The sequence below is a fragment of the Oscillospiraceae bacterium genome (genome assembly GCA_025757985.1).
In the GTDB taxonomy this organism is placed as follows: domain Bacteria; phylum Bacillota; class Clostridia; order Oscillospirales; family Ruminococcaceae; genus Gemmiger.
In genome coordinates this window covers 1,857,527-1,881,762 of the sequence record CP107210.1, presented here as the reverse complement: position 1 = coordinate 1,881,762, position 24,236 = coordinate 1,857,527, and the positions used below count along the sequence as shown (strand labels likewise).

Below are 24,236 nucleotides of genomic sequence, written 5' to 3'. Positions count from 1 at the left end.
CGCCCCGACATCAAAAAAGGAGCCAAGCTATGGAGATCATTCGTGCCAAAACGGCCGGGTTCTGCTTCGGCGTGGACCGCGCCGTCAAGCTGACATACGATTTATTGGCGGAGGGACGCAAAGTTGCGACCCTCGGCCCGCTGATCCACAATGCTCAGGTCGTGGCCGACCTTGAGGCTAAAGGGGCGGTGACCTGCCCGAATATTGACGCCGTACCTGACGGGTATGAGGTCGTCATCCGCAGTCACGGCGTACCCAGAACGGTCTATGATAAAATAAACACACGCTGCCTGGCGTATCATGATGCCACCTGCCCGTTTGTAGCAAAAATCCATAAAATTGCAATGGAAGCGGACAAAATCGGTGCGCTTTTGCTGGTTGCCGGGGATGCTGACCACCCCGAAGTGCAGGGGATTGTCGGCCATACAAAAGGCTCTGTGCGGGTTTTCGCCAATTTGGAGGAGCTGCAAAATTTGCTCCCTGCGCTTTTGCAACAAGAATCCATTTATGTGGTTGCCCAAACGACATTTCGCGTGGAAAGTTGGGAAAACTGCAAGGTTTTTTTAAAAAAAGAGTGTACAAAAGCCAAAATTTTTGATACAATATGTAATGCAACGTGGGCGAGGCAACAGGAAGCGGAAGACCTCAGCCAAAAATGCGACCGGATGGTCGTCATTGGTGGTCATCATTCTTCCAATACCCAAAAGCTGTTACAGGTCGCCGCGCGGCATACCACGGCCATCAATGTCGAGACTGCTGATGAACTCGACCCCGCATGGCTCGCCGGTGCTGCGCGTGTGGGCGTGACGGCCGGGGCTTCAACGCCTTCGTCTATAATTGAGGAGGTACTTAACAGTATGAGTGAAGAGATCCGTGACGACATGAGCTTTGAGGAGATGCTCAACGCATCCGAGGCAAAGCCCCTGTACGCAGGCAAGATTGTAAAAGCCAAGGTCATCAGCGTTTCCCCGACGGAGTGCACCGTCGGTATCGATGGTTCCAAGCACACCGGCATTGTGCCCCTGCGCGAGATGAGCCATGATCCCAACGCCAAGATGGAAGACCTTGTTAAAGAGGGCGACGATCTGGATCTGGTGGTTGTCAAGACCAACGATCAGGAGGGTGTTGACACCCTGTCCCGCGTCCGTTTTGAGGCCCAGAAGGGCATGAAGGACGTCTCCGAGGCTGCCGAGAACGGCACCGTTATGGAAGGCGATGTCATGGAAGCCAACAAGGGCGGCGTTGTTGTCAACGTCAAGGGCGTTCGCGTCTTCGTGCCTCGTTCTCAGGCCACCATGCGCCGTGATGAGGACTACACCAAGCTCGTCGGCCAGCATGTTCAGCTGGTCATCACCGAGTGCGCCGGCCGCAAGATCGTCGGCTCCATCAACAAGGTCACTGCCGAGGCCAACAAGGCCAAGCGCGAGGAGTTCTGGGCCAATGTTGAGGTCGGCAAGCAGTATAAGGGCGTTGTCAAGAGCCTGACCTCTTACGGCGCTTTCGTTGACGTGGGCGGCGTTGACGGCCTGTGCCACATCAGCGAGCTGAGCTGGAACAACATCAAGCATCCCTCTGAGGTCGTTAAGGTCGGCGACGAGATCGAGGTCTATGTCAAGAGCTACGATCCCGAGAACCAGAAGGTCTCCTTGGGCTACAAGAAGGAAGAGGACAACCCTTGGGTCAAGCTGGAGAACGAGGTTCCTGTTGGCACTGAGTTCACCGCTCCCGTTGTCTCCATCACCAAGTTCGGCGCCTTTGTCCGCATCATGCCGGGCATTGACGGTCTGGTCCACATCAGCGAGATCAGCAACGAGCGCGTGAACAAGGTCTCCGATGTTCTGAAGGTCGGCGATGAGGTCCGCGTTAAGCTGACTGCTGTTGACTTCGACCGCAAGCGCATCAGCCTGTCCATGAAGGCCTGCCTCGACGAGGAGAACGGCGAGGACGCTGAATAATCCTTAGTCACTGAGCAACCGTAAGGGGCCTGCCTGTTCTAACAGGCAGGCCCCTTTTTGCTTGAAAAACGGCGTGTAGCTCTGTAGGGGCGGATGCTTGCATCGACCCCTGCAAGGCTGCCGCTATGATAGGGAAAACCCATGCAAAAACTCAAAGACTTCATCAAAAAATATTACGAGGGTCTGGCCTACCTCTTCTTCGGCGGCGTGGCAACGCTTTTGAATCTGGTGGTGTTCGCGGTCTTTCAGGCGGCGTTCGGCACCGATTTTGCGACCGGCCTCGGCAATGTGCTGGACAATATCCTCTGTATCCTCTTTGCTTATTGGACAAACCGGACTTTCGTGTTCAAAAGCACCAACAAGGGCAAGGCGGCCCTTGCGGAGTTCGGCCAGTTCGTCTCCTGCCGCATCGCCACCATGGTCATGGATCAGCTCATCATCTGGCTGGGCGTCAGCGTGCTGGGGCCGGCAGTCCGCTTTGCAGCAGCCGATCCCAAGCTGTGGGCCATGGGCGTAAAGCTGTTCAGTCAGGTCGTTGTGATCCTCTCCAACTATGTTTTCAGCAAATTGTTTATCTTTAAAAAGAAGTGACGCATATTCCGAAAGGAGCCGACCATGCTTGTTTTTAAGGTAGCAAAATTCGCTCTCAGGCATCCGCTGCTGACGCACAGCGCCAGCCGGCTGCTGCACAAAAAACTTCGTCCCAAAAAGGAGGCATCCCCAATGAAACAGAAAGTTCGCGGTCATGCATTCCGTCTGGTGGGGCTGATCCTCGGCATCATCGGTGCCACGGTCAGCATCACCTCCATCGTATTTGCGGCACTGGGCCTGCATCAGGCGCGCCTGTGCAAGCGCTGTGAGAAAGGGGAAAATTTCCGGTGAAATACACGAAAGAAGAAATGCTGAGCAAGGTAGACCACACCCTGCTCAAGCCCGAGGCCACCTGGCCCCAGATCCAGACCCTGTGTGACGAGGCCGTTGCCAACCACTGCGCCTCCGTCTGCATCAACACCTGCTATGTCAAGCAGGCAGTCGAGTATATGGCGGGCCGCGTACCGGTATGCTGCGTGGTCGGCTTCCCCCTCGGCGCTATGGACACCGCCAGCAAGGCCTTTGAGGCCAAAACTGCCGTTGAGAACGGCGCGTCTGAGGTTGATATGGTCATCAACATCGGCTGGCTGAAGAACAAGCAGTATGACGATGTCCGCAATGACATCGCCGCCGTCAAGGCTGCTGTGGGCGATAAGATCCTCAAGGTCATCATCGAGACCTGCCTGCTGACCGAGGAGGAGAAGATCAAGATGTGCGACATTGTGCCCGAGGCCGGTGCCGACTTCATCAAGACCTCCACCGGCTTCTCGACCGGCGGTGCGACCTTCCATGACATTGCGCTGTTTGCCGAGCATGTCCGGGGGCGCTGCAAGATCAAGGCTGCCGGAGGTATATCCACCGTGGAGGATATCGAAAAATTCCTCGACCTTGGCGCTGACCGTCTGGGCACCTCCCGCGCAGTCAAGCTGCTCACCTCCGGCGAGGCCGGCAGCGGGTACTAAGGGCGCGCGTTGTTCCTTCTTTGCAAAGAAGGAACTCTAAATAAACAAACCAAGAAGGCGCTGCTATCGTGCGTGATAGCAGCGCCTTTTATCTTACGCACCCGTAGGGGCCGGGCATGCCCGGCCCGCAACATTCCCGCTATTGCAGCCTGATCTTCCGCCAGTAGGGGAGGAATTCATCCCTCTCGTGGAGGTTACCTATGCCCCCTACAAACTGGAACTTGTCGGGGCAAAGCCCCTCCATCTTGCTACGCAAGACCGTTCTGCCGCTTAAAAGCCCCACTGGGGCTTTCATTGTTCTGCTTCGCTCCAAAACGCGAATTTTCAAATTAGTCTTTGCAAATAACCTTTGAACCTTCACCATCAATTACAATTCCCTGACGGTTGTTAATTGGGGATAGATTCAAATCCGAAAACTCAGTCATTATTTTCTCGGTAACTTTCTTAAATGGTGCTGTAAGATAATGCGGAAGAACATAGAAATCAATCAAATCAAGCCCTGCATCATCTTCTTGTGAGTAGTCCCCCGGCTTTTCATCCATTTGCTCGATATATTGGATGCTTGGAGCGCATATAATCGCACCTGCCGATTCACCAATCATCAGTTTTCCCTTTGCTAATTCTTTCTTCAACAGCTCATCCGTTCCCGTTTTACGGAGCTGGTCTATAAGGAAAAAAGAATTTCCGCCGGTAAAATATATCACATCCGCATCTTCAAAAACAGACTGTATCGTTGAATAAGCCTCCGTTGAAATATCAATTTCCGTTACGATTGCTCCCAACTTTTTGAATAATTTTCGAGCCGAGCCGACATAACCGGTGTAGCCTTCACGCAGCGAAGCTGTTGGAATAAATGCGACTTTTTTATTTTCAATTTCTTCCTTTATCAGACTTCCTACACTTGAAAAGTGCGAACATAAAAACAGTTTCATCAATATTCTCCTTTATATATAAATTCCGATTCATAATGTAAGAGTAAGGCCTATCCGGCCTTGCTCTTTTCCTTTAAAATGGAGGTATGGTCTGACGAACTTTCCGATTGGGACACCACGCCCGCAGACAAATGTGTCAGCCAGCCTCCATTGTTTTGTGCTCGATTCAGCAAGTTGGGACATAGCTCCCGTTTCACGATTGAATATGTGCGTACTTTGGAAAAGCTGGATAGCCATAAATCGAAACGAAAGAAGGAATGTCAATGCTCGCAGTAGGAATCGATATTTCCAAGTCAAAAAGTGTAGCAGCCATCTTAAACCAAGACGGATCAATGCACACAAGTCCTTTTGAGTTCCACCATACGCAGCCCGAACTAGACGCTTTCATTAAGTATATTTTGAATAGCAAGCAATCTGCAACCATCTTAATGGAAAATACCGGGCATTACCATTATCCTGTTCTGAAAGCGTTGCAGGAAGCCGGGCTCCCTGTTTGTATGGTTAATGCCTATCAAATCAAGAAATTCGGAGACATGGATCTTCGCAAGGCCAAAACAGACAAGAAAGATGCAGTGCGGATTGCCAGATATGCATTGGAAAAGAGTTATTCTCTGGTTCCATATACATCTATGGAGCAGAAATACGAAGATTTGAAATTTTTGGCACGACAGTATAATCAGCGAATGCTTACCCTTAAAACCAACAAAGTATTTCTACTTAATCTATTGGATGAAACGATGCCTGGCATAACCAACATTCTGCCTCTAACGACCAGAACGCCAGAAACCAGTCTTTCCGTTCTCTTTATCAATCGTTTTAAATCCTACGATCGTATAAAGAAAATGGGAAAAAGTCGTTTCCTTGACGCATTTGAAAAAATCGCAAGAAAATCTCGAAATCGCCAAACCAAAACATATGGGTTGGCAATTTACGAAGCTGCATTACGCAATATCACAACAAGGGGAGAAAACGAATACACTCTTGCGGCTCAAAATCAATGTCTTGAACTTGTCTGTGAATCACAAAAGGCCACTGATTCAATTATTCTAAAAATGCAAACATTAGCTGAAACGTTGCCCGAATACGCTGTTCTGCGCTCTATGGCTGGTGTTGGGGATCGACTCGGTCCCCTTATCCTTGCTGAAATTGGAGATATCCGCCGCTTTCACAGTGGAAAAGCACTCAACGCTTATGCTGGTAACGATGCGCCTCCATATCAGTCTGGAACATTTGAGAGCCACAATCGCCACATATCAAAACGTGGGAATGCGGCTCTCAGAAAGTATTGCTTTGAGGTTATGCAGGCACTCAAACTTACACGACCTCAAGATGACCCTGTCTACCTTTTTCTGCTCAAAAAGGAACAGGAAGGGAAACCGTATAACGTAGCTAAAATGGCCGGAGTCAACAAGTTTCTCCGCATCTACTACGCGAGAGCGATGGAAACGCTCAAGCAACAGTAACCACTGACTCTATTATATATCTTTTTCAAAAATCCACAACTGCTGTGGGTTCAATTTAATGCGCCCTTTTTCCAAAAGAAAATCGGAAAATCTATAAAAAACTCTTGACAAATACATTAGCAAGATTTGCTATGCTAAATCAAGTATACCATACTCACCCGCAAAAGAACACCCCTGCGCTCTTGTCATATGCCGCCCTGCGCACCGTATACATTTATAAATCTAAGGCAACACCGCACAATTCCCGCCTGACGGCTTAAGCACCGCTCCGGCGGATCTCCGCGCCAAGAGCCGCCGCAAGCGGCGGTTGCGCTCCGAAGCGCCTCGCTGCGGCTCGGTGTGCGGTACGGCATCTGCGTTGCCAAAATGCTCGATAATACACAAAGTATTATCTGCGCTTTTGGCTTAGCAGCTGCCGCACCTCGCTCGCCGTATCGGCACTTAGAATTATGCGGTATTGCCCTAAAGCTTGGGGGTGTACCGATATGCAAACTTCACCACTGATCCTCACCGCCCTCGCCGGTCTGTCTACAGGTCTGGGCGGGGTGCTGGCGGTGCTTGGCAAACCAACGGAAAAGCTTCTGGCCGCCTCGGCGGGCTTTGCGGGCGGGGTCATGCTCACCGCATCGCTGACCGATCTGCTGCCCGAGGCCCTGCATTTTTACGGCAGGTATCTGCCGCCTCTGGCCTGCGGCGGGGCGCTTGCGACACTGACAGCGCTGGGCATGGCGGCGGCGGGGCTGCTGGGCAAGCTTCTGCCGGAGGAATCCGAGCTTGCTGCCCGCTTTGGTCAGGGCCGCGACCCCGCCCGCGCGGCGGCCATGCGCACCGCTCTCATCACCGGCGCGGCGCTGCTGCTGCACAATTTCCCGGAGGGTGTACTTACCTTCTTCGCCGGGACAGCGGACCCGGCGCTCGGTCTGCGCACGGCGGCGGCCATCGCACTGCACAATATCCCGGAGGGGCTGGCTGTGGCGGTGCCCTTCGCCTACGCAACCCGCAGCCGTGCGGCCGGTGTGCTGGCGGCTCTCGTTTCCGGTCTGGCCGAGCCGCTGGGGGCTGTGCTGGCGTGGTTGTTCCTGCGCCGGTTTTTTACACCCGGCTTTTTGAACGGCACGGTCGTGTTGGCGGCAGGCATTATGGTGTGGGTGTCCTTTGCCCAGCTTTTGCCCGATGCGTTCGTCCTTAAACATCGCGCCGCCGGCATTTTGGGCGCCGCCGCAGGTACATTGCTGATGCTGTTAGGCATTGCGGCGCTGCCGTAAATGTGGTATACTATAAACTGTATTGATGTAAGGGATGCGGAAGGAAGACTGCCTATGAAATGCTGCGTTTGTGGTGCGGAAAGTGGTCGCTATCCGCTGTGCCGTGCCTGCAACCAACAGAAGGAATTGGGCTATATTATAAAGTGCCCAGTGTGTGGGCAGTGGCATTATGGTGATGAACCGTGCCCAAAGCGCGTGCAGCTGGAATTCTTGTATGAACCGAAGAAAAGGCTGATTACAAAAAATGAGCAAGGCTTTTTTGACGCTTTGAGAGAAATCGTCCCGCAAGGATATCATGTGTTTCCACAAATCAATCTGGCAGCATTTCTCGAAAAAGTGGACAATTCTGCATATCATAACGAACTTTTCCGCAACGTTGATTTTTTGATTACCGATGGGGAATTTGCGCCCAAAATCGTGGTGGAAATAAATGACAATACACATCATGAGTGGAAAAGACGCCAACGCGATGAAAAGGTTTCTGCTATTTGTGCAGATGCAGGAATACCGCTGGTTACATTCTGGACAAATTATGGCGTAAATAGACCGTACATCGAAAAACGTATCCGTGAAGCATTGGAGACGCCACCTCAGCGAGTGCCGAGTTTTACAAAAGAAAATACTGCGCAGCCGAATACATTCGAGAAAGAAAATGCCGCACGGCAGGCGGTTGATTGGGATGTGCAGGCAGAACAGCACAATAAAACCCATAAGGGAAAACAGGGATGCTATATTGCGACTTGTGTGTATGGCTCGTATGATTGTCCGCAAGTTTGGACGCTGCGGCGATATAGAGACATCGTGCTGAAAAGTTCGGTGCTTGGGCGCACCTTTATTGCGGTATACTATGCAATCAGCCCTACATTGGTACGCACTTTTAGCAAAAGTGTAGTTGTCAAGAAAATATGGCGCAGTATATTGAATCCGATGGTTAAGCGGCTGAATGAGAAAGGCTTTTCCAATAATCCGTACACAGATTGATGACTTTGTGAGAAAGGAGCAGACCGCCATGATGAAAAAAATCACCGCCCTGCTCCTTGTGCTGCTTTTGCTGGCAGGCTGCAGTGCGGCGGGCGATGTCGAGACCCTGCTGCGCGCCCCGCAGCTTTCCGGCGAGAGCGCGGCCCTGCAGAAGGCGCTGAACAGCTATCTGGGCGGCAGTGCTACCCTGAAATATCCCGCCAGCGGCGATTTCCTCTCCCCGTTTGCGTTCGGTGACTGGGACGGTGACGGCGTTGACGAGGCCGCAGTCCTGTACACGGCCGACACCACCAGCTCCAATGTCTGGCTTGCGGTGCTGGAGCCGAGCGGCGAGAGCGGCTGGCGTGTCAGTCAGGCTATCGAGGGTATGTCCTCCGAGGTGGAAAGCTTCTCCGCCGCCAGCCTGAAGGACGCAGACAGCAAGCAGCTGCTGACCGGGTACATCTCCCCGCAGGGGGATCAGTATCTGGCCGTCTACCAGTACGACAACGGCAGTCTGTCCACCGTCATCAGCAAAAGCTACACCGATATGATCGTGGCTAATTTTACCGGCAAGGGCGATACGCAGGACCTTGTGCTGGCCCTGCCACCGGACACTGAGCTTGGCGGTGTGACGCTGCAGCTGCTGACCGCCAACGATGGGGAGTTCCGCTCGACCCAGACGCTGAATCTGGGCGAGGGCGTTTACAGCAGCTGTGCGGCCCTGCATGCCGGGACCGGCAGCGATGACGCCATGTACCTTGTGATGGACGCCTGGACCGGGACAAGCAGCCTTGTGTCGGACATTATCCTGTACGATGCCGAGACGGGCTTTCTGCAGCCCTACCGCCCCGGCGGCATGAGCGACATTCAGCGCAGCACGCTGCGCTACAACGACACCCTGCTCAGCTGCGACATTGACGGCAACGGCACGGTGGACATCCCCGTGGAGATCGACGATGGCGGCACCCTGCAGACGCCGATGGACAAGCGGCTGAGCTTTCTGCTCTGGAAGGATTACACCTCCACCGCAGGCGGCAACAGCCAGTTCGGTGTCTACGACAGTGAGTACGATCTGTTTATGGAGCTGCCCGAGTCAATGCACGGCAGCGTGCTGATCCGCGCCAATCAGGGCGGCACCGGCTGGCTGATTTGCAACGCCGAGGGAAACACCGTCTACTGCGAGATGCGGGTCGTTGAACCGACCACGGACACAGCCAGCGGCGACGGCAACTACCTGCGCATCGCCAATATCGGCAGCCAACAGCTGCAGGCGCGGGTCGTTACGCCCTATTACGGCTTGAATCTCGATTCCATCAGCCAGAATACCGTGCTGCTGGGGTCAAATTGATAAGGAAGGGAACCGGGTTTATGAAACGAGTTTTGGTAGTCGAGGACGAAGCCAGCATCCGCGAAATGGTAGCCCTGAACCTGAAAATGGCAGGCTGGGAGGTCGTTGAGGCCCCCAGCGCCGAGCGTGCGCTGGAGCTGATGCACGGCGGCGAACCCTGCGATGCTGCCCTGCTGGACATCATGCTGCCCGGCATGGACGGGCTGAGCCTGTGTGAAACGATCCGCCGCGATGACAGCGACATCGGCATTATCATTGTATCGGCCAAGGGGCAGGAGAGTGACAAGATCCGCGGCTTGTCCATCGGCGCGGACGATTACATCACAAAGCCCTTCTCGGTGTCGGAGCTGATCGCCCGGCTGGAGGCGCTGACCCGGCGCATCCACCGGGGTACCAGCGCCGCCAAGCCTGCTGAGGAGCCGGAGCAGCTTGTCAGCGGCCCCTTTGTGCTGGATGAGAAGAGCCGCATCCTCTACAAATCCGGCACGCCGATCGACCTGACGCAGGTCGAGTTCCAGATCATGGAGCTGTTTTTCCGCAATCCGGCTACCGCGCTGGTGCGTGAAAAGATTCTGGAGGGCGTCTGGGGCAAGAATTACTTCGGCGATGTCAAGATCGTGGATGTGAACATCCGCCGCCTGCGGATGAAGATCGAGGACGAACCCAGCAACCCCCGGCATATCATGACTGTCTGGGGCTACGGCTACCGCTGGAATGTGTGACGGCGGTCCCTTATAAAAACGCGAAAGGAGGAACCCCCTATGCAGCCGAACAGCAGCAGTATCATCCGCCGATGGGTGCGCGGCAGCCTGCTTATCACCGTGCTGGTGCTGGTGCTGGCGGAGGGGCTTTTCCTCTATTACAGCTATAACGACCTGTACGGCGGCGTTGAACGCGCTGTGGAAAACCGCTTCTCCACCGTGGTGGGCCGCCTGCAGGCCACCGGCACGGCGGGGGATATGGCCGTTACCGCCGAAAGCCGCGGGCAGGTCCTGCGCCGTGTGGTTGAGCAGTTTGACGAAAAGGACAAGTTTGAGTTTATGCTGCTGGACAATCAGGGCGTGATTCTGGCAACCAGCAGCGGCACGATGAACCGCGACCTGACCAACGGCACCGATTACGGCCGCGCGCTGACCGCCGCCAATGGGCTGGGGTCGGCTATCTTTACCACGCCGCAGGGCGAGCGTGTCATGGCAGTGACGATGCTTGTGCCCTACGCGGCGGGCAGCATCGCCGCCATGCGGATGGTGACGAGCCTTGTGCTGGTGGACAACCTCTGGTGGCGCACCGTGGCCATCTGTGTGGGGTTGGGCCTGCTTGTGCTGTGCTTCACGGTCTGGAGCGGACTGTTTTTTGTGCGCTCCATCGTGCGGCCCCTCGGTGAGGTCGAGGCTACGGCTACTCGGATCGCCAAGGGCGACATGAAGGTGCGCCTGCCGGACACCCGGTACGATGACGAAATCGGCCGCCTGTGCAAGACCATCAACCAGATGGCCGAGGATCTGGCCGAGACCGAGCGGCTGAAAAACGAGTTCATTTCCTCGGTCAGCCATGAGCTGCGCACGCCGTTGACCTCGATCAAGGGCTGGGTCGAGACGATCAGCAACATTGACGACCCCTCCAACGAGAACTACCGGCGCGGTCTGGCGGTCATCGGCACCGAGACCGACCGCCTTTACACGATGGTCGAGGAGCTGCTTGACTTCTCCCGTATGCAGAACGGCATCAAGATGAACTGTCAGGTGCTGGACTTTGTGGCCGAGGCCACCGATGCGGCGCTCTTTGTCGAGGCTCGCATCCGGCAGGAGGGAATGCAGCTTGTCTATCAGGAGCCGCCCGAGCCCTACCCGGTCTGGGCAGACCCGGCGCGGCTGCGGCAGGTGTTTGTCAACCTGTTTGACAACGCTATCAAGTATTCCGAGCCGGGCGGTACGATCTTTCTGACCCTGCGCCGCACACCGGTCACGGTCAGCGCGTCGATCCGCGATCAGGGCCGGGGCATTGCGCCCGATGATCTGGAAAAGGTCAAGCAGAGGTTCTTCAAGGCAAAGAACTCGGTGCGCGGCTCCGGTATCGGCCTTGCGGTCGTGGATGAGATCGTCCAGACGCTCGGCGGCCGGTTCGACATCACCTCCGCCCTCGGCTGCGGCACGACCGTCACAGTGACCCTGCCCGTCTACCACCCCGGGCAGGAGCATCTGCATGAAAAAATTTAAGGCTTCCCCCGAGGGGGAAGCTGTCCGCGAAGCGGACTGATGAGGGGCAAACTTTCCGCGACAACCCGGTAACGGGCAATAGCGATACATCCGCCCCTCATCCGGCCTCGCTTTGCTCGGCCACCTTCCCCCTCAGGGGAAGGCAAAAATGACGAAGGAGAACACATATGCCTAAAGAATTCCGCACCTCCGTCGGGGGACAAGCCCTGATGGAGGGCATCATGATGCGTGGTCCGGAAAAGATCTGCTGCGCCGTGCGCAAGCCGGACGGCACCATCGACCTGAGCTATGACACCGTCACGACCCACTGGTACAATAAGGTCCCGCTGGTCCGGGGCGTCTGCAACATGGCGGAAAACCTCTACAAGGGCTACCGCTACCTGATGCATGCGGCCGACATCGCCATGGAGGGCGAGACCGAGCCCGCTGAGTCCAAGCTGGACAAATGGTTCGAGGCGCACGCCACCCCCGCCGTGCAGAACGCGCTGATGGCCTGCGCCGCCTTTGTGGGCGTGGCGCTGGCGCTGTTCCTGTTTACCTTTCTGCCCACTTTTTTGACCGGTCTTGTCATGCGCGCCGTGCCACTGGGGCGCTGGCCGCGCGTAATCCTCGAGGGCGTGCTCAAGATGGTCATATTCCTCGGCTACATGTTCCTTTGCACCCGCATGAAGGAGCTGCACCGCGTGTTTGAGTACCACGGTGCTGAGCATAAGACCATCGCCTGCTATGAGGCAGGTCTGCCCCTGACGGTGGAAAACATCCGCCGCCAGAGCCGCTTTCACCCGCGGTGCGGCACCAGCTTTATGATCCTCGTCATCATCATCAGCATCTTCCTGTATGCGGTGCTGCCTTGGACCAGCACGGCGATGCGGGTCGTGTACAAGCTTTGCATGTTCCCGCTTCTGGTTGGTGTATCGTATGAGATTTTGAAATGGGCGGGCCGCTCTGACAGTGCGGCGGCAAGAATCATCTCTCAGCCGGGGCTTTGGATGCAGCGGCTGACGACCTTTGAGCCGGACGACTCGATGATCGAGGTCGCGATTGCCGCCGTCACCCCCGTTCTGCCGGAAAAGCAGGAGGATGCCCGCTGGTGAACGCTGCATTTCAAAAGCTCTGCGCCATGCTGACGGCCGCCGGTGTGCCCGATGCCCGCTTTGACGCGGCTGAGCTGTACCGCCTTGCGACCGGCCGCGACCCCCGTCTGGATGACGGCCCCAGCGCCGCCGAGGCAGCCCGCCTGAGCGCGCTTGCCGAACGCCGCGCAGCCCGCGAGCCGCTGCAGTACATTCTGGGTGAATGGGACTTTATGGATTTTACGCTCAAGGTCGGGCCGGGTGTGCTGTGCCCCCGGGCTGACAGCGAGATCGTCTGCGAGAGCGCCCTCGCGCTTTTGCAGGGCAGGGAACGGCCGGTGGTCTATGACCTCTGCGCGGGGACAGGCTGCTTGGGGCTTGGCATTGCGCGCCACAGCCCCGGCGCGCTGGTGACCTGTGTGGAAAAAAGCCCGGAGGCATGGCAGTACCTGACCGCCAACACGGCACAGACCGGTGTGCGCACCGTGCAGGCCGATGTCTTTACCTATTATAAAACGCTGCCCGCCGAGGGGGCGGACCTGATCATCTCCAACCCACCCTACCTGACCGGGGCGGAGATGCGGGCGCTGATGCCGGAAACGGCGCAGGAGCCTGCCATGGCGCTGGACGGCGGCGCGGACGGGCTGGATTTCTACCGCCTGCTGACTGAAAAGTACCGGGACGCCGTGCGGCCGGGCGGCTGGCTTGTGCTGGAGATCGGCTATGCCCAAGGCCCCGCCGTGCTGGCGCTGGGGGCCGCCTGCGGCTGGGTCAACACCAGCTGCCGCAAGGACTACGGCGGCAATGACCGGGCCGTGCTGCTCCAAAAACCCGAAAAAAGCTGCTGAAAATCCGATTTATGGGACAAAAAACGCACAACAAAATGTTGTAATCTGTTCGTAAATCGTATATAATAGAGGCAAACGCAAATCCTAGACTTACTTGTATATAAAAGGAGAACCGCAACATGGCAGCAAAAAAAGATACTACCCCCAAGACGGCAGGCCCTGCCGCTGACAAAAAGGCCGCGCTGGAAACCGCGCTGGCCCAGATCGAAAAGCAATTCGGCAAGGGCGCCGTTATGAAGCTGGGCGCCAATGTCACGATGCAGGTCGATGCCATCCCCACCGGCAGCCTGGGTCTGGATCTGGCACTGGGCATCGGCGGCGTGCCCCGCGGCCGTATCGTTGAGGTCTACGGCCCCGAATCCTCCGGTAAAACAACGCTGGCGCTGCAGATTCTGGCCGAGGCCCAGAAGATGGGCGGCGAGGTCGCGTTTATTGATGTTGAGCATGCGCTAGACCCGACCTACGCCGCCGCGCTGGGCGTTGATATTGACAGTCTGCTGGTCAGCCAGCCCGACACCGGCGAGCAGGCCATGGAGATCTGCGAGGCGCTTGTCCGCTCCGGCGCGATCGACGCCGTTGTTGTGGACTCCGTTGCCGCCATGGTGCCGCGCGCCGAGATCGAGGGCGAGATGGGTGACAGCCATGTCGGTCTGCAGGCCCGCCTGATGAGTCAGGCGCTGCGCAAGCTGACCGGCGTCATCGGCAAGACAAACACCGTCTGTATCTTCATCAACCAGCTGCGTGAAAAGGTCGGCATCGTCTACGGCAACCCCGAGGTCACGACCGGCGGCCGCGCACTGAAATACTATTCCAGCGTCCGCATTGATGTGCGCCGCATCGAGGGTCTGAAGGACTCCACCGGTGCGTTCATCGGCAACCGCACCCGCGCCAAGATCGTCAAGAACAAGGTCGCGCCTCCGTTCCGTGAGGCAGAGTTTGACATCATGTTCGGCGAGGGCATCTCCAAGCTGGGCGAGATCCTCGACCTCGGCGTCAAGCTGGGTGTCGTGCAGAAGAGCGGCGCGTGGTTCAACTACGGCGAGATGCGTCTGGGTCAGGGCCGCGACAACGCCAAGCAGTTCCTGAAGGAGCACCCCGAGGTCTCTGACGAGATCGAAAAGATCGTCCGCGCCAACGCCGATCGCCTGCTGGCCGCCGGCAAGAAGGGCAGCGTCAAGCCGCTGGACCCGAGTGAGATCGTCAAGCCGGTCGCCCCGGGTGAGGCCCCTGCCGCCCCGGCTGCCAAGACAACGGGCAGCGAGGTTGACCTTGATATCATGGTTGACGAATAAAAATGCCGCGCCTGACACAGATCAAGGAAACGAAAAAAGGCCGTCTTGCGCTGTTTTTTGATGGAGAATTTGCTTTCTCCCTCGATGAGCAGACTTTTGCCGATGCCGCGCTCCATCAGGATGACCTGCTGGAGGACTGGCAGATCGAGGAGCTGCGCAAGAAAAGCGAGACCCGCCGTGCGCTGGACAAGGCGATGGACTACCTTTCGCTGCGCGACCATGCGGCGGGGGAGCTGTACCAAAAGCTCTGCCGCAGGTTTGATGCCCACAGCGCCGCCTACGCGGTGGCGCGGGCGGGGGAGCTGGGCCTCTTGAATGACGCGGGCTTTGCCCGCCGCCGCGCGGCCGAGCTGCTGCGCAAGCGCAAGTCCCGCCGCGAAATTATGCAGGACTTGAACGCCAAAGGCATCGACCGCGACACTGCCGCCGAGGTGGTGGAGGAGCTGTTTGCTGAGAACGATGACGGCGAAAGCCCCGAGCTGGAAACAGCCCGCGCGCTGGTCGCGCGGCAGTATGCGTCAAAGCTCGCCGCCGGTAAGCGCGATCAGGTCGCCGCCGCGCTGGCACGGCGCGGCTTCAACCACGCGGTCATACGCGAGGTGCTATCCGATAACGAGTAAAACCGCACCGTACCGCACTGTAGGGGCCGGGCATGCCTGGCCCTCAGCCCCTTACCGGTTCGCATTGTAGGGAGGGGTCTTGACCCCTCCGCGGCGGCCAGAGGGCTGGCCGCCCTACAATTTCCGGCAAGCATCTGCCACCCTGCGGGCCGTCGCTGCCGCCGCCCCCTGCAACCAATGCGATATTCAAAAATTAAACCAATTATAAAGGACTACCCAATGAAAATTGCCATTATCTCCCTCGGCTGCCCGAAAAATCAGGTGGATGCCGATGTTTTCTGCCATGCCCTCATCAAGGACGGCCACACCACCGTGGGCGACCCGGCCGAGGCCGATATCATCATCATCAACACCTGCGGCTTTATCGAGTCTGCCAAGACGGAGGCCATCGAGAACATCCTCATGGCCTGCCAGTACAAGCAGGAAAACCCCGACCTCAAGGTGATTGTCACCGGCTGCCTGGCCGAGCGCTACAAGCAGCAGATCATTCAGGAAATTCCCGAGGTGGACGCCGTGGTCGGCATCGGCTCCAACGCCGCACTGCCCGCCATCGTCCGCCGCGTCTGTGCGTCCGGTGCCGGCCAGATCGAGAGCTACGGCCCCAAGAGCGATATGCAGCTGGGCGGTGCCCGCGTTATCTCGACCCCGCGCCACTATGCGTACTTAAAAATTGCCGAGGGCTGCAACAACGGCTGCTACTACTGCGCTATCCCGCTGATTCGCGGTGCGCTGCGCAGCCGTGAGCTGAACGACTGCGTAGCCGAGGCCCGCTGGCTGGCGGGGGAGGGGGTGCGCGAGTTGATCCTTGTTGCGCAGGACCCCACCGCCTACGGCGAGGATTGGGGCAAGCCCGGCGCGATCTGCGAGTTGCTCGACCGCCTGCAGGAGATCGAGGGTATACGCTGGATCCGCATCCTTTACGCCTACCCGGAGCGCATCAGTGATGCCTTTATTGCGGCGATGGTCCGCAACACCAAGGTCGTGCCCTATCTGGACCTGCCCATCCAGCACTGTGATGATGCCGTGCTGAAGGCCATGAACCGCCGCGGCGGCCGCAGGGAGATCGAGGATGCGATCGCCCGCCTGCGTGCGGCCATCCCCGGCATCACGCTGCGCACGACCTTGATCGCCGGCTTCCCCGGTGAGACCGAGGAGCAGTATGCCGAGCTGTGCGACTTCGTCAAGACCGTGAAGTTTGACCGCCTTGGCTGCTTTGCCTACTCCGCCGAGGAGAACACCGTGGCGGCGAAGATGCCCAACCAGCTGGACGAGGAAACCAAGCAGCGCCGCGCCGACCACATTATGGAATTGCAGGCCGAGGTCAGCGCCGCGCGCGAGGGCGAGAAGGTCGGCAACACATACGAGTGCATCTGTGACGGGGTGGACGATGAGACCGGCATGTACCTGCTGCGCACCAAGGCCGACTGCCCGGAGATCGACGGCAATGTGCTGACCCCCGCCGATACCCCGCTGGAGACCGGCGCGTTCTACAATGTCACCATCACCGATGCCGATACCTACGACCTGTACGGCTATGCGGAAGAAAAGCTGGAGGACTGAACCATGAATCTGCCCAATAAACTTACGATGCTGCGTGTGATACTTGTGCCGGTGTTTATGGTGTTTGCCGCGCTGTGCCGCTACGGTACGCAGGACTTCAACGCAGGCCTTATGCTGGCAGCCGGCATCGTCTTTGCCGTGGCCAGCTTCACCGACTTTCTGGACGGCTATCTGGCCCGCAAAAACAATCTGGTCACCGATTTCGGCAAGTTCATGGACCCGCTGGCCGATAAGTGCCTGACCACCGCGGCCTTCCTTTATATGCTGGCGGACGGTGTCTGCCACCCGGTCGTGCTGGCAGTCATTCTTTTCCGTGAGTTCGCCGTGGCCGGTGTGCGGATGCTCGCTGCCGAGACCGGCACTGTCATCGCCGCCAACATGTGGGGCAAGGTCAAGACGGTTCTGCAGATGCTGACCATCATCTTCTACTACTTTGTCGGCGCGCTGGCCGGCCCCACCGACATCATGGCCGTCAGCCTCATCACGCAGATTTTGTGCTGGCTTTGCGGCGCAGCCACGCTGCTGTCCGGCGGCATCTACCTGTGGCAGAACCGCAAGCTGTTCATGCAGGCAAAGTAACAGCCGCCGCAAGGCAGTAACCCAATAAGGAGATCCCCACCTTGTCAAATTGCAACCTCCCCACCTATTTTAAGAGCATCTATCGCAGGATGACCCGGGCTGAGCGGGCCGTCCTGTTTCTGCTGTGCATTTTTGCAGTCAAGTTCGTATTCAGCACAGCCGCGCATTTCATCACGCCCCTGCAGGGCATCGACATGCTCGGCAGCGGGCGAAACCCCGTGGACCTCTGGCTGCTGCTGCTCTCCTGCACGGCGGTGCTGGGTACATTCTGCCTGTACCGCCGCGCGGCCGGGGCCGTGGGCGCGAGGCTGACGAAAGCGGATGCCGTCATTCTGGCGGTTTGCATCGTGCTGAGCGCGGCCTTCTACCTGCATGCCATGGTGGGCCGCCAGAGCCTGTATCTCTGGGACAATGCGACCTACTACAACCTGCAGGTGCGGCTGGAGTCCAACTTTGCAGACGGCGTATTCACCGGCGTGGGGTCTACCATCTATAAGACATGGTTCAATGACTATGCACCGCTCGTCATCAACCTGCTGGCAGAGCCGTTCTTTATGTTCACACCGCGCACGGCCAACACCTTTGCGCTGCTCTGCGCGCTGCTGATCCCCACGCTGGTCTACTACAGCGCATGGGTATTCCTGACGGTGCTGCGTCAAAAGCTGGAGCCGAGAGCCCCATATCTCTTTACGGCGCTCTCGATGGCGTTTGTGCTGCTGCTGCCGCTTTTGCACATTGCACTGTACCGCGGCATGCCCGATCTGCTGGGCGTGGCGTTTGCCTTTATGCTGCTTGCGTTGGGTGTCGGCTATGATTATGCCCGCCCGGCACCCGCCCGGCTGGTCAGCCTTGCGGCCTTTACCGGGCTGCTGATGCTGACCCGGCGCAGCTATATGTTCACCGTGGTGTCGTTCTTTTTGCTCTATGGCATCTGGGTGCTGGCCCGGGCTGCCTGCACAAAGCAGGGCGGCGCAGCGGTGCGCTTTGTGAAATTTGCTGCGGCATCGCTGTTCTGTGTCGGCGTGCCGCTGCTGCCGATGTTCTGGCGTATCGTCCGGGCCGATTACAGCGACCGCTATGCCACCTACCAGACCGGCGGCTTTCTGGCAGAGCTTAACAACCAGCGCATCTATCTGGGCTGGCTCGTGTTCGGCATTATGCTGATCGGCATACTATACGGACTGTATAAAAAGCAGACGCGCTCCCTCGCGGTACTGTCTGCGGTCGGTGCAGTCCTGACGGTGCTGCTTGTCACCCGGGTGCAGAATATGGACGACCACCAGTCGCTGGCGGTCGCGCCGTTCTACCTGCTGGGCTGCTTTCTCTGCGCGCTGCTTGTAAGCGAGCTGCCGTGGGTGTGGCCGCGCCGTGCTGCGGCGGCTGTGCTGGGTGTGCTGTGCGGCCTCAACTTCGGGGCATGCAGCCAGCTTTTGCCGGTCATTCTGCCCAACGCGGTCAACAGCGGGCTGTATTTTTATGTTGACAGCCCCCGCAGCGATCTTGCGCAGGTGGCGGCTGTCAATGACTGGCTGCGGCAAAACTGCAGCGGCGCCAATTCAGCCTATATGATCTGTCACGGCGTGGTCTACAGCCCGGATGTGTTCCGCGTTTCGGCCCTGCCGGACGAGACTATCCGTGAGATCCTGCCCTACGGCGCCTGCAACCCCGGCAACGATGCCTTTCCGAAGGAGCTGCTCACGGCGCAGGTCGTTTTGACCTGTACACCGTTTGACCCCAACAACCATACCGAAAAGCTGAACGCGGCCTTCCTTGAAAATCAGGAGAAGTACGCGCCGTTTGAGGTGGGGGCAGAGTTTGACATGGGCAACGGCTATACGATCACGGCCTACCGCCGCACCAAGGCCCCCACCGTTGCGGAGCTGGACACCTACCGCAGCTGGCTGGCTGAGGAGGATGCGCGGTTCCCCTACAATTTCAGTGCCGTCTGGGACGCGCTGGCCGTGCAATTTGCAAATAACGGCTGAATCCCCCTTGCAACCTGCGCACACGCTGGCTATAATGGAATAGATATCCCTACACAGAGGAAGGAATGTGCAAGCTATGCAGATCTTCAATACGATGACACGCCGGAAAGAGGAATTCACCCCCCAGAAGGAGGGCGAGTACCGCATCTATGTCTGCGGCCCGACGGTCTATAACTATATCCATATCGGCAATGCCCGCCCGATGATCGTCTTTGACACATTGCGCCGTTATCTGGAATACTGCGGCAGCAAGGTCTACTATGTCTCCAACATCACCGATATTGATGACAAGCTCATCAAGAAGGGACAGGAGGAGGGAACCTCCATGCAGGAGGTTGCCCGCAAGTTTGAGGCCGAGTACATCAAGGATTCCGACGGCCTGAATGTCATGGCGCCGACCGTGCGTCCCCGTGCGACCGAGCATATCGGCGAGATCATCGGTATCGTCAAGGATCTGGTGGAGTCCGGCCACGCCTATGTGGCGCGCAACGGCGATGTCTATTTCCGCGTCAAGTCTGACCCGGACTACGGCAAGCTGAGCCACCTCAACCTCGATGATCTGGAGAGCGGCAACCGTGCCCTGCGCAGCCAGATGGACGATGATCTGAAGGAGGACCCCGCCGATTTCGCAGTCTGGAAGGCTGCCAAGCCCGGCGAACCCTACTGGGAGAGCCCCTGGGGCCACGGCCGCCCCGGCTGGCATATCGAGTGCAGCGCCATGGCCCGCAAGCACCTTGGCAAAACCATCGACCTGCACGCCGGCGGTCAGGACCTGATCTTCCCCCATCATGAGAATGAGATCGCCCAGAGCGAGTGCGCCAACGGCTGCACCTTCAGCCGGTACTGGATGCACAACGGCTTTTTGAACATCAACAACGAGAAGATGTCCAAGAGTGCGAACAACTTCTTCACCGTGCGTGAGATCGCGGACAAGTACGGCTATGAGCCGATCCGCTACTTTATGCTCACGGCCGGCTACCGCATGCCGCTGAACTATACCGTTGAGCTGATCGAGAGCTGCAAGAGCAGCCTTGAGCGGATGTACACCTGCCGCGACAACCTCGATTTTGCTATCGAGCATGCCCACGGCACCGATACGGCGCTGGCTGCCAAGTGTGAGGAGGCCCGCGCCAAGTTCAAGACGGCGATGGATGACGACCTGAACACGCCGGATGCACTGGCTGCCATCTTTGATCTGGTCAAGGACATCAACACGCTGTCCGATGCCTCCGACAAGGCTACGCTGGAGACGGCCGCCAAGACCTTTGACGAGCTGACCGGCGTGCTGGGGCTTTTGTACAACCGCAAAAAGACCGACAGCATCCCCGCCGAGGTCACGGCGCTGGTCGAGGAGCGCGCCGCTGCCAAAAAGGCCAAGGACTGGGGCCGTGCAGACGCCATCCGTGCCCAGCTGACCGAGATGGGCTGGAGCGTTACCGACACCGCACAGGGCCCGAAAATTGCAAAACTGTAACCGATAACAGACGCAGGGGCGGCCTTGCGCAGCTGCGCGTGTGCCGCAGGCTGTGCGGGCTGCCCCTGCCTTATTTGTATGGCTATGACGAAACAACGAACAAAACAGAATACAGCCCTCTGGGTGGTGCTGGCCTTGGCGCTGGCACTGCGTTTGGCGCTTGCCCTTGTCACCGAAGGCTACCCCTATGACATGAGCTGCTTTGTTGCGTGGGGGGATAAGCTGGCCGCCCAAGGCCCCGCCGCCTTCTACAGCGAGGGGTACTTTGCCGATTACCCGCCCGGCTACCTCTGGGTGCTGGGGCTGGTGGGGGCGGTGCGCGCCGCGCTTGGCATCGCGTATGAATCGCGGTGGACCTATCTGCTGCTGGCGCTGGTGCCGTCGGTTTGCGACTGTGTGTCGGCGGCGCTGGTCTATGCGGTGGCCCGGCGCGGTACGGTGGGGCGGCAGATGGCACTGGCGCTGGCTGCGTTCACGGCGTTCGACCCGCTGCTGCTGTTTGATACCGCTGTCTGGAAGCAGATCGATGGGGCCTTTACGCTGCCGCTGCTGCTCTGCTTCCTGCTGCTGGAGCAGCGCCGCTACCTGCCCGCCGCCGTCTGGTTCGGTCTGGCGCTGGCCATCAAGCCGCAGGCGCTGCTGTTTGGTCCGGTGCTGGCGGCCTGCTTTTTGGCGGGCATCGCGGTGGAGCAGGACCGCCTGCGCGCCTTTGGCCGATGCTTCGGCGGCGCAGCGCTGGCGCTGCTGGTACCGCTGCTGACCGGCATACCCTTTTTCGGTCTGGCACGGCTTGGCCCGCGCCTTGTCGAAAAATACACAGATACGATGTCCGGTTACCCCTACGCCAGCATCAACGCCTTCAACTGGCTTGCGGCGCTGGGCGGCAACTGGAAAAACCTGTCCGAGCCTGCGCTGTTTGGTATGAGCTGGCAGCAGCTGGGCTGGGTGCATATCCTGCTGGTCACGGCGGGGCTTGCCTATTTTGCGGTATGCAGCAGCCGCAGCGGCCGTTTTTCGCCGCTGCTGCTGGCGGCCTACTACGGCATCGGCATCTTTACGCTCTCCCACTGCATGCATGAGCGGTACATGGTGCCCGGTGTGCTGCTGACCTTGCTGGCAGCGGCCCGGTGGAACGACATCCGGCTCTATGCGGCGGGGGTGGGGCTGTCGCTGACCGGGTTTATCAATCTGGCGGCAGTCTACTCGCTGACCGGTACCGAGGACGAATGGCTGACGAGTGCAACCAGCGCTACGGTCGCAATCCTGACCGGCCTTGTGGAAACGGTCTGCTTTGTGCTGCTGCTGTTTGCGGTGTGGGACATCACCCGCCACGGCCACACGCTGGCCCTGCCTGCCGGGCGTGTCAACGCCGCTGCAACGCCCGATGCCCAGCCCGCCTGGACCCGCCGCGAGGTGGGGGCGCTGCTGGCCCTGACGGCGGCCACGGCGGTGCTGAGCTTTGCCTATCTCGGCAGCCGCACCGCGCCGCAGCAGCCGCTTGATGCCACGAACACCGCGCTGACCGAGACAGTCACCCTGCAGGGGGACGCCGTTTCGCTGTGGGTCTACCCGGGCGTTTCCTTCGGCGGGCGGATGACGGTGACGGACGCGCAGGGAAACACGGTGTTTGAGAAAGAACTGGACTACGGCACCTGCTTCAGCTGGACTGCCAACGCAGTGACCGCCGCAGCGGGGCAGAGCCTGACCGTCACGGTGCAGAACGCCCAGATGTTTGAGCTGGCCTTCCGCGATGTGGCGGGCGGGCTTGTGCCGACCGTGGGCGGCGGTGCGCTGTTTGATGAGCAGGACGCCGTGCCCGATGCGATCAGCCAGCTCAACAGCATGTATTTTGATGAGATCTACCACGGCCGCACCGGCTATGAGCAGCTGCACCGGATGCCTGTCTATGAGACGACCCATCCGCCGCTCGGCAAGGATCTTATCATGCTGGGGATTGCGCTGTTCGGCATGACCGGGTTCGGCTGGCGATTCTCCGGTACGCTGTTCGGTGTGCTGCTGGTGCCGCTGGCATGGTGCTTTGTGCGCCGCCTGACCCGCAGGCCCGGGGCGGCGGCGACGGCGGGGGTGCTGCTGGCGCTCGACTTTATGCGCTTTTCCCAGAGCCGCCTTGCCACGATTGACATTTACGGCACCTTCTTTATCCTGCTGGGCGCGTACTGCATGGTGTGGTACTGCCAGCGGGTGCTGACCGACGGCGTGCAGCATGCGCTGCTGCCGATGGTGCTGGGCGGCGTTGCTTTCGGGCTGGGCTGCGCAGCCAAGTGGACCGGCATCTATGCGGGGGCCGGGCTGGCGGTGCTTTATCTGGGCGTGCTTTGGGCGCGCCGGCAGCAGGGCCGCCCCGGCTTTTGGGCAGAGTTCCGTCTGGCGGCGCTGGGCGGGGTGCTGTTCTATGTGGTGCTGCCCCTCTGCATCTATGTAGCGTCCTACCTGCCGTACTGGTGGCGGCAGCCGGATTTCAGCCTCGGCGATTGGTGGCGGTGCCAGCTTTCGATGTACAGCTACCACGCCACGCTCAAGGCAACGCACCCGTTTGAGAGCCGCTGGTACACTTGGCTGCTGGGGCTGCGCCCCGTATGGTACTATCGCAACGGCAGTCTGCCCTATGGCATGAAGGCCAGCATTGCGGGCATGGCCGGGCCGGTCATCTGGGTCGTGGGTCTGGCGGCGCTGGTGGCGCTGTTCTGGCATCAGGTCAGCGGGCGCGGCAGCCGTCAGGGCGCAGCGGTGCTGATCCTGTACGGTACGCAGCTTATCCCATGGATGCTTGTCACGCGCTGCACCTTTTTGTACCACTATTTCCCCAGCTCGATGTTCTGTCTGGCGGCGCTGGCCCTTGTGCTGGCCCGTATGCGCCACCGGGACTGGGCGCGGTGGCTGTGCGCAGGCCTTTGCGCCGCGGCGGCTGTGCTGTTTGCCGTCTACTATCCGGCTCTATCCGGTCTGCCCATCCCCGCCTGGTGGGCCGACGCATTGGAAGTGCTGCCGAGCTTTGGGTTCTATTAAAGAAAAAGCCTCCCTTTGACAAGGGAGGCACTCTGCCAAAAAGAGCCGCTGTAACGCGTTTTCGCTACAGCGGCTCTTTAAGT

The 24,236-nt window shown here is 58.6% G+C and carries 20 protein-coding genes; 19 read left to right on the top strand and 1 reads right to left on the bottom strand.

Going from position 1 to position 24,236, the window contains the following annotated elements:
* Positions 1-29: 29 nt before the first annotated feature.
* From OGM67_09275 to deoC, 4 genes are all read left to right on the top strand, one after another.
* Complete coding sequence (locus OGM67_09275) at positions 30-1,955, top strand: bifunctional 4-hydroxy-3-methylbut-2-enyl diphosphate reductase/30S ribosomal protein S1 (protein UYJ33776.1); 1,926 nt, start codon at positions 30-32, stop codon at positions 1,953-1,955.
* Between the two features lie 141 nt (positions 1,956-2,096).
* Positions 2,097-2,546: a GtrA family protein gene (locus tag OGM67_09270; protein ID UYJ33775.1), complete on the top strand. Its 450-nt coding sequence runs from the start codon at positions 2,097-2,099 to the stop codon at positions 2,544-2,546.
* Between the two features lie 132 nt (positions 2,547-2,678).
* Positions 2,679-2,837 carry a hypothetical protein gene (locus OGM67_09265; GenBank protein ID UYJ33774.1) on the top strand — a complete coding sequence of 53 codons (159 nt, stop codon included), beginning with the start codon at positions 2,679-2,681 and terminating at the stop codon, positions 2,835-2,837.
* 17 nt (positions 2,838-2,854) lie between these two features.
* Positions 2,855-3,508 carry a deoxyribose-phosphate aldolase gene (deoC, locus tag OGM67_09260; protein ID UYJ36219.1) on the top strand — a complete coding sequence of 218 codons (654 nt, stop codon included), beginning with the start codon at positions 2,855-2,857 and terminating at the stop codon, positions 3,506-3,508.
* Positions 3,509-3,837: 329 nt separating this feature from the next.
* Here deoC and OGM67_09255 read toward each other — a convergent pair whose 3' ends face one another.
* On the bottom strand, positions 3,838-4,440 hold the full coding sequence (locus OGM67_09255; protein UYJ33773.1) for a peptidase E: 603 nt from the start codon (positions 4,438-4,440) through the stop codon (positions 3,838-3,840).
* Between the two features lie 263 nt (positions 4,441-4,703).
* Here OGM67_09255 and OGM67_09250 point away from each other — a divergent pair, with 263 nt between their 5' ends.
* From OGM67_09250 to OGM67_09180, 15 genes are all read left to right on the top strand, one after another.
* Positions 4,704-5,903, top strand: coding sequence for an IS110 family transposase (locus OGM67_09250; GenBank protein UYJ33772.1), 1,200 nt, complete (start codon positions 4,704-4,706; stop codon positions 5,901-5,903).
* A gap of 485 nt (positions 5,904-6,388) precedes the next feature.
* Positions 6,389-7,168 carry a ZIP family metal transporter gene (locus OGM67_09245; protein ID UYJ33771.1) on the top strand — a complete coding sequence of 260 codons (780 nt, stop codon included), beginning with the start codon at positions 6,389-6,391 and terminating at the stop codon, positions 7,166-7,168.
* A gap of 54 nt (positions 7,169-7,222) precedes the next feature.
* Positions 7,223-8,149 (top strand): DUF2726 domain-containing protein, encoded by a 927-nt coding sequence (locus OGM67_09240; GenBank protein UYJ33770.1) that lies wholly within the window; start codon positions 7,223-7,225, stop codon positions 8,147-8,149.
* A 28-nt stretch (positions 8,150-8,177) separates the two neighbouring features.
* A complete protein-coding gene (locus tag OGM67_09235; protein UYJ33769.1) occupies positions 8,178-9,479 on the top strand; it encodes a hypothetical protein in 1,302 nt (433 codons plus the stop codon).
* Positions 9,480-9,499: 20 nt separating this feature from the next.
* A complete protein-coding gene (locus OGM67_09230) occupies positions 9,500-10,201 on the top strand; it encodes a response regulator transcription factor (protein ID UYJ33768.1) in 702 nt (233 codons plus the stop codon).
* A 39-nt stretch (positions 10,202-10,240) separates the two neighbouring features.
* Complete coding sequence (locus tag OGM67_09225; protein UYJ33767.1) at positions 10,241-11,695, top strand: HAMP domain-containing histidine kinase; 1,455 nt, start codon at positions 10,241-10,243, stop codon at positions 11,693-11,695.
* 167 nt (positions 11,696-11,862) lie between these two features.
* Positions 11,863-12,789: a DUF1385 domain-containing protein gene (locus tag OGM67_09220; protein UYJ33766.1), complete on the top strand. Its 927-nt coding sequence runs from the start codon at positions 11,863-11,865 to the stop codon at positions 12,787-12,789.
* Positions 12,786-13,616 (top strand): peptide chain release factor N(5)-glutamine methyltransferase, encoded by an 831-nt coding sequence (gene prmC / locus OGM67_09215; GenBank protein UYJ33765.1) that lies wholly within the window; start codon positions 12,786-12,788, stop codon positions 13,614-13,616. The genes OGM67_09220 and prmC overlap by 4 nt, the downstream gene beginning before the upstream one ends.
* Before the next feature lie 119 nt (positions 13,617-13,735).
* Positions 13,736-14,908 carry a recombinase RecA gene (recA, locus tag OGM67_09210; GenBank protein ID UYJ33764.1) on the top strand — a complete coding sequence of 391 codons (1,173 nt, stop codon included), beginning with the start codon at positions 13,736-13,738 and terminating at the stop codon, positions 14,906-14,908.
* Positions 14,909-14,910: 2 nt separating this feature from the next.
* Positions 14,911-15,528, top strand: coding sequence for a recombination regulator RecX (locus OGM67_09205; GenBank protein ID UYJ33763.1), 618 nt, complete (start codon positions 14,911-14,913; stop codon positions 15,526-15,528).
* 219 nt (positions 15,529-15,747) lie between these two features.
* Complete coding sequence (gene rimO, locus OGM67_09200; protein UYJ33762.1) at positions 15,748-17,088, top strand: 30S ribosomal protein S12 methylthiotransferase RimO; 1,341 nt, start codon at positions 15,748-15,750, stop codon at positions 17,086-17,088.
* A gap of 3 nt (positions 17,089-17,091) precedes the next feature.
* Positions 17,092-17,667, top strand: a complete 576-nt coding sequence (gene pgsA / locus OGM67_09195) for a CDP-diacylglycerol--glycerol-3-phosphate 3-phosphatidyltransferase (GenBank protein ID UYJ33761.1) — start codon at positions 17,092-17,094, stop codon at positions 17,665-17,667.
* A gap of 41 nt (positions 17,668-17,708) precedes the next feature.
* Positions 17,709-19,652: a hypothetical protein gene (locus OGM67_09190; GenBank protein ID UYJ33760.1), complete on the top strand. Its 1,944-nt coding sequence runs from the start codon at positions 17,709-17,711 to the stop codon at positions 19,650-19,652.
* Between the two features lie 76 nt (positions 19,653-19,728).
* A complete protein-coding gene (gene cysS, locus OGM67_09185; protein UYJ33759.1) occupies positions 19,729-21,126 on the top strand; it encodes a cysteine--tRNA ligase in 1,398 nt (465 codons plus the stop codon).
* Positions 21,127-21,210: 84 nt separating this feature from the next.
* Positions 21,211-24,153, top strand: a complete 2,943-nt coding sequence (locus OGM67_09180; GenBank protein ID UYJ33758.1) for a phospholipid carrier-dependent glycosyltransferase — start codon at positions 21,211-21,213, stop codon at positions 24,151-24,153.
* Positions 24,154-24,236 lie beyond the last annotated feature (83 nt).

Bases quoted from the DNA above. Each gene is read 5' to 3' on its own strand.
- OGM67_09275 (UYJ33776.1), top strand. From the start codon at position 30: ATGGAGATCATTCGTGCCAAAACGGCCGGGTTCTGCTTCGGCGTGGAC.
- OGM67_09270 (UYJ33775.1), top strand. From the start codon at position 2,097: ATGCAAAAACTCAAAGACTTCATCAAAAAATATTACGAGGGTCTGGCC.
- OGM67_09265 (UYJ33774.1), top strand. From the start codon at position 2,679: ATGAAACAGAAAGTTCGCGGTCATGCATTCCGTCTGGTGGGGCTGATC.
- deoC (UYJ36219.1), top strand. From the start codon at position 2,855: ATGCTGAGCAAGGTAGACCACACCCTGCTCAAGCCCGAGGCCACCTGG.
- OGM67_09255 (UYJ33773.1), bottom strand. From the start codon at position 4,440: ATGAAACTGTTTTTATGTTCGCACTTTTCAAGTGTAGGAAGTCTGATA.
- OGM67_09250 (UYJ33772.1), top strand. From the start codon at position 4,704: ATGCTCGCAGTAGGAATCGATATTTCCAAGTCAAAAAGTGTAGCAGCC.
- OGM67_09245 (UYJ33771.1), top strand. From the start codon at position 6,389: ATGCAAACTTCACCACTGATCCTCACCGCCCTCGCCGGTCTGTCTACA.
- OGM67_09240 (UYJ33770.1), top strand. From the start codon at position 7,223: ATGAAATGCTGCGTTTGTGGTGCGGAAAGTGGTCGCTATCCGCTGTGC.
- OGM67_09235 (UYJ33769.1), top strand. From the start codon at position 8,178: ATGATGAAAAAAATCACCGCCCTGCTCCTTGTGCTGCTTTTGCTGGCA.
- OGM67_09230 (UYJ33768.1), top strand. From the start codon at position 9,500: ATGAAACGAGTTTTGGTAGTCGAGGACGAAGCCAGCATCCGCGAAATG.
- OGM67_09225 (UYJ33767.1), top strand. From the start codon at position 10,241: ATGCAGCCGAACAGCAGCAGTATCATCCGCCGATGGGTGCGCGGCAGC.
- OGM67_09220 (UYJ33766.1), top strand. From the start codon at position 11,863: ATGCCTAAAGAATTCCGCACCTCCGTCGGGGGACAAGCCCTGATGGAG.
- recA (UYJ33764.1), top strand. From the start codon at position 13,736: ATGGCAGCAAAAAAAGATACTACCCCCAAGACGGCAGGCCCTGCCGCT.
- OGM67_09205 (UYJ33763.1), top strand. From the start codon at position 14,911: ATGCCGCGCCTGACACAGATCAAGGAAACGAAAAAAGGCCGTCTTGCG.
- rimO (UYJ33762.1), top strand. From the start codon at position 15,748: ATGAAAATTGCCATTATCTCCCTCGGCTGCCCGAAAAATCAGGTGGAT.
- pgsA (UYJ33761.1), top strand. From the start codon at position 17,092: ATGAATCTGCCCAATAAACTTACGATGCTGCGTGTGATACTTGTGCCG.
- cysS (UYJ33759.1), top strand. From the start codon at position 19,729: ATGCAGATCTTCAATACGATGACACGCCGGAAAGAGGAATTCACCCCC.
- OGM67_09180 (UYJ33758.1), top strand. From the start codon at position 21,211: ATGACGAAACAACGAACAAAACAGAATACAGCCCTCTGGGTGGTGCTG.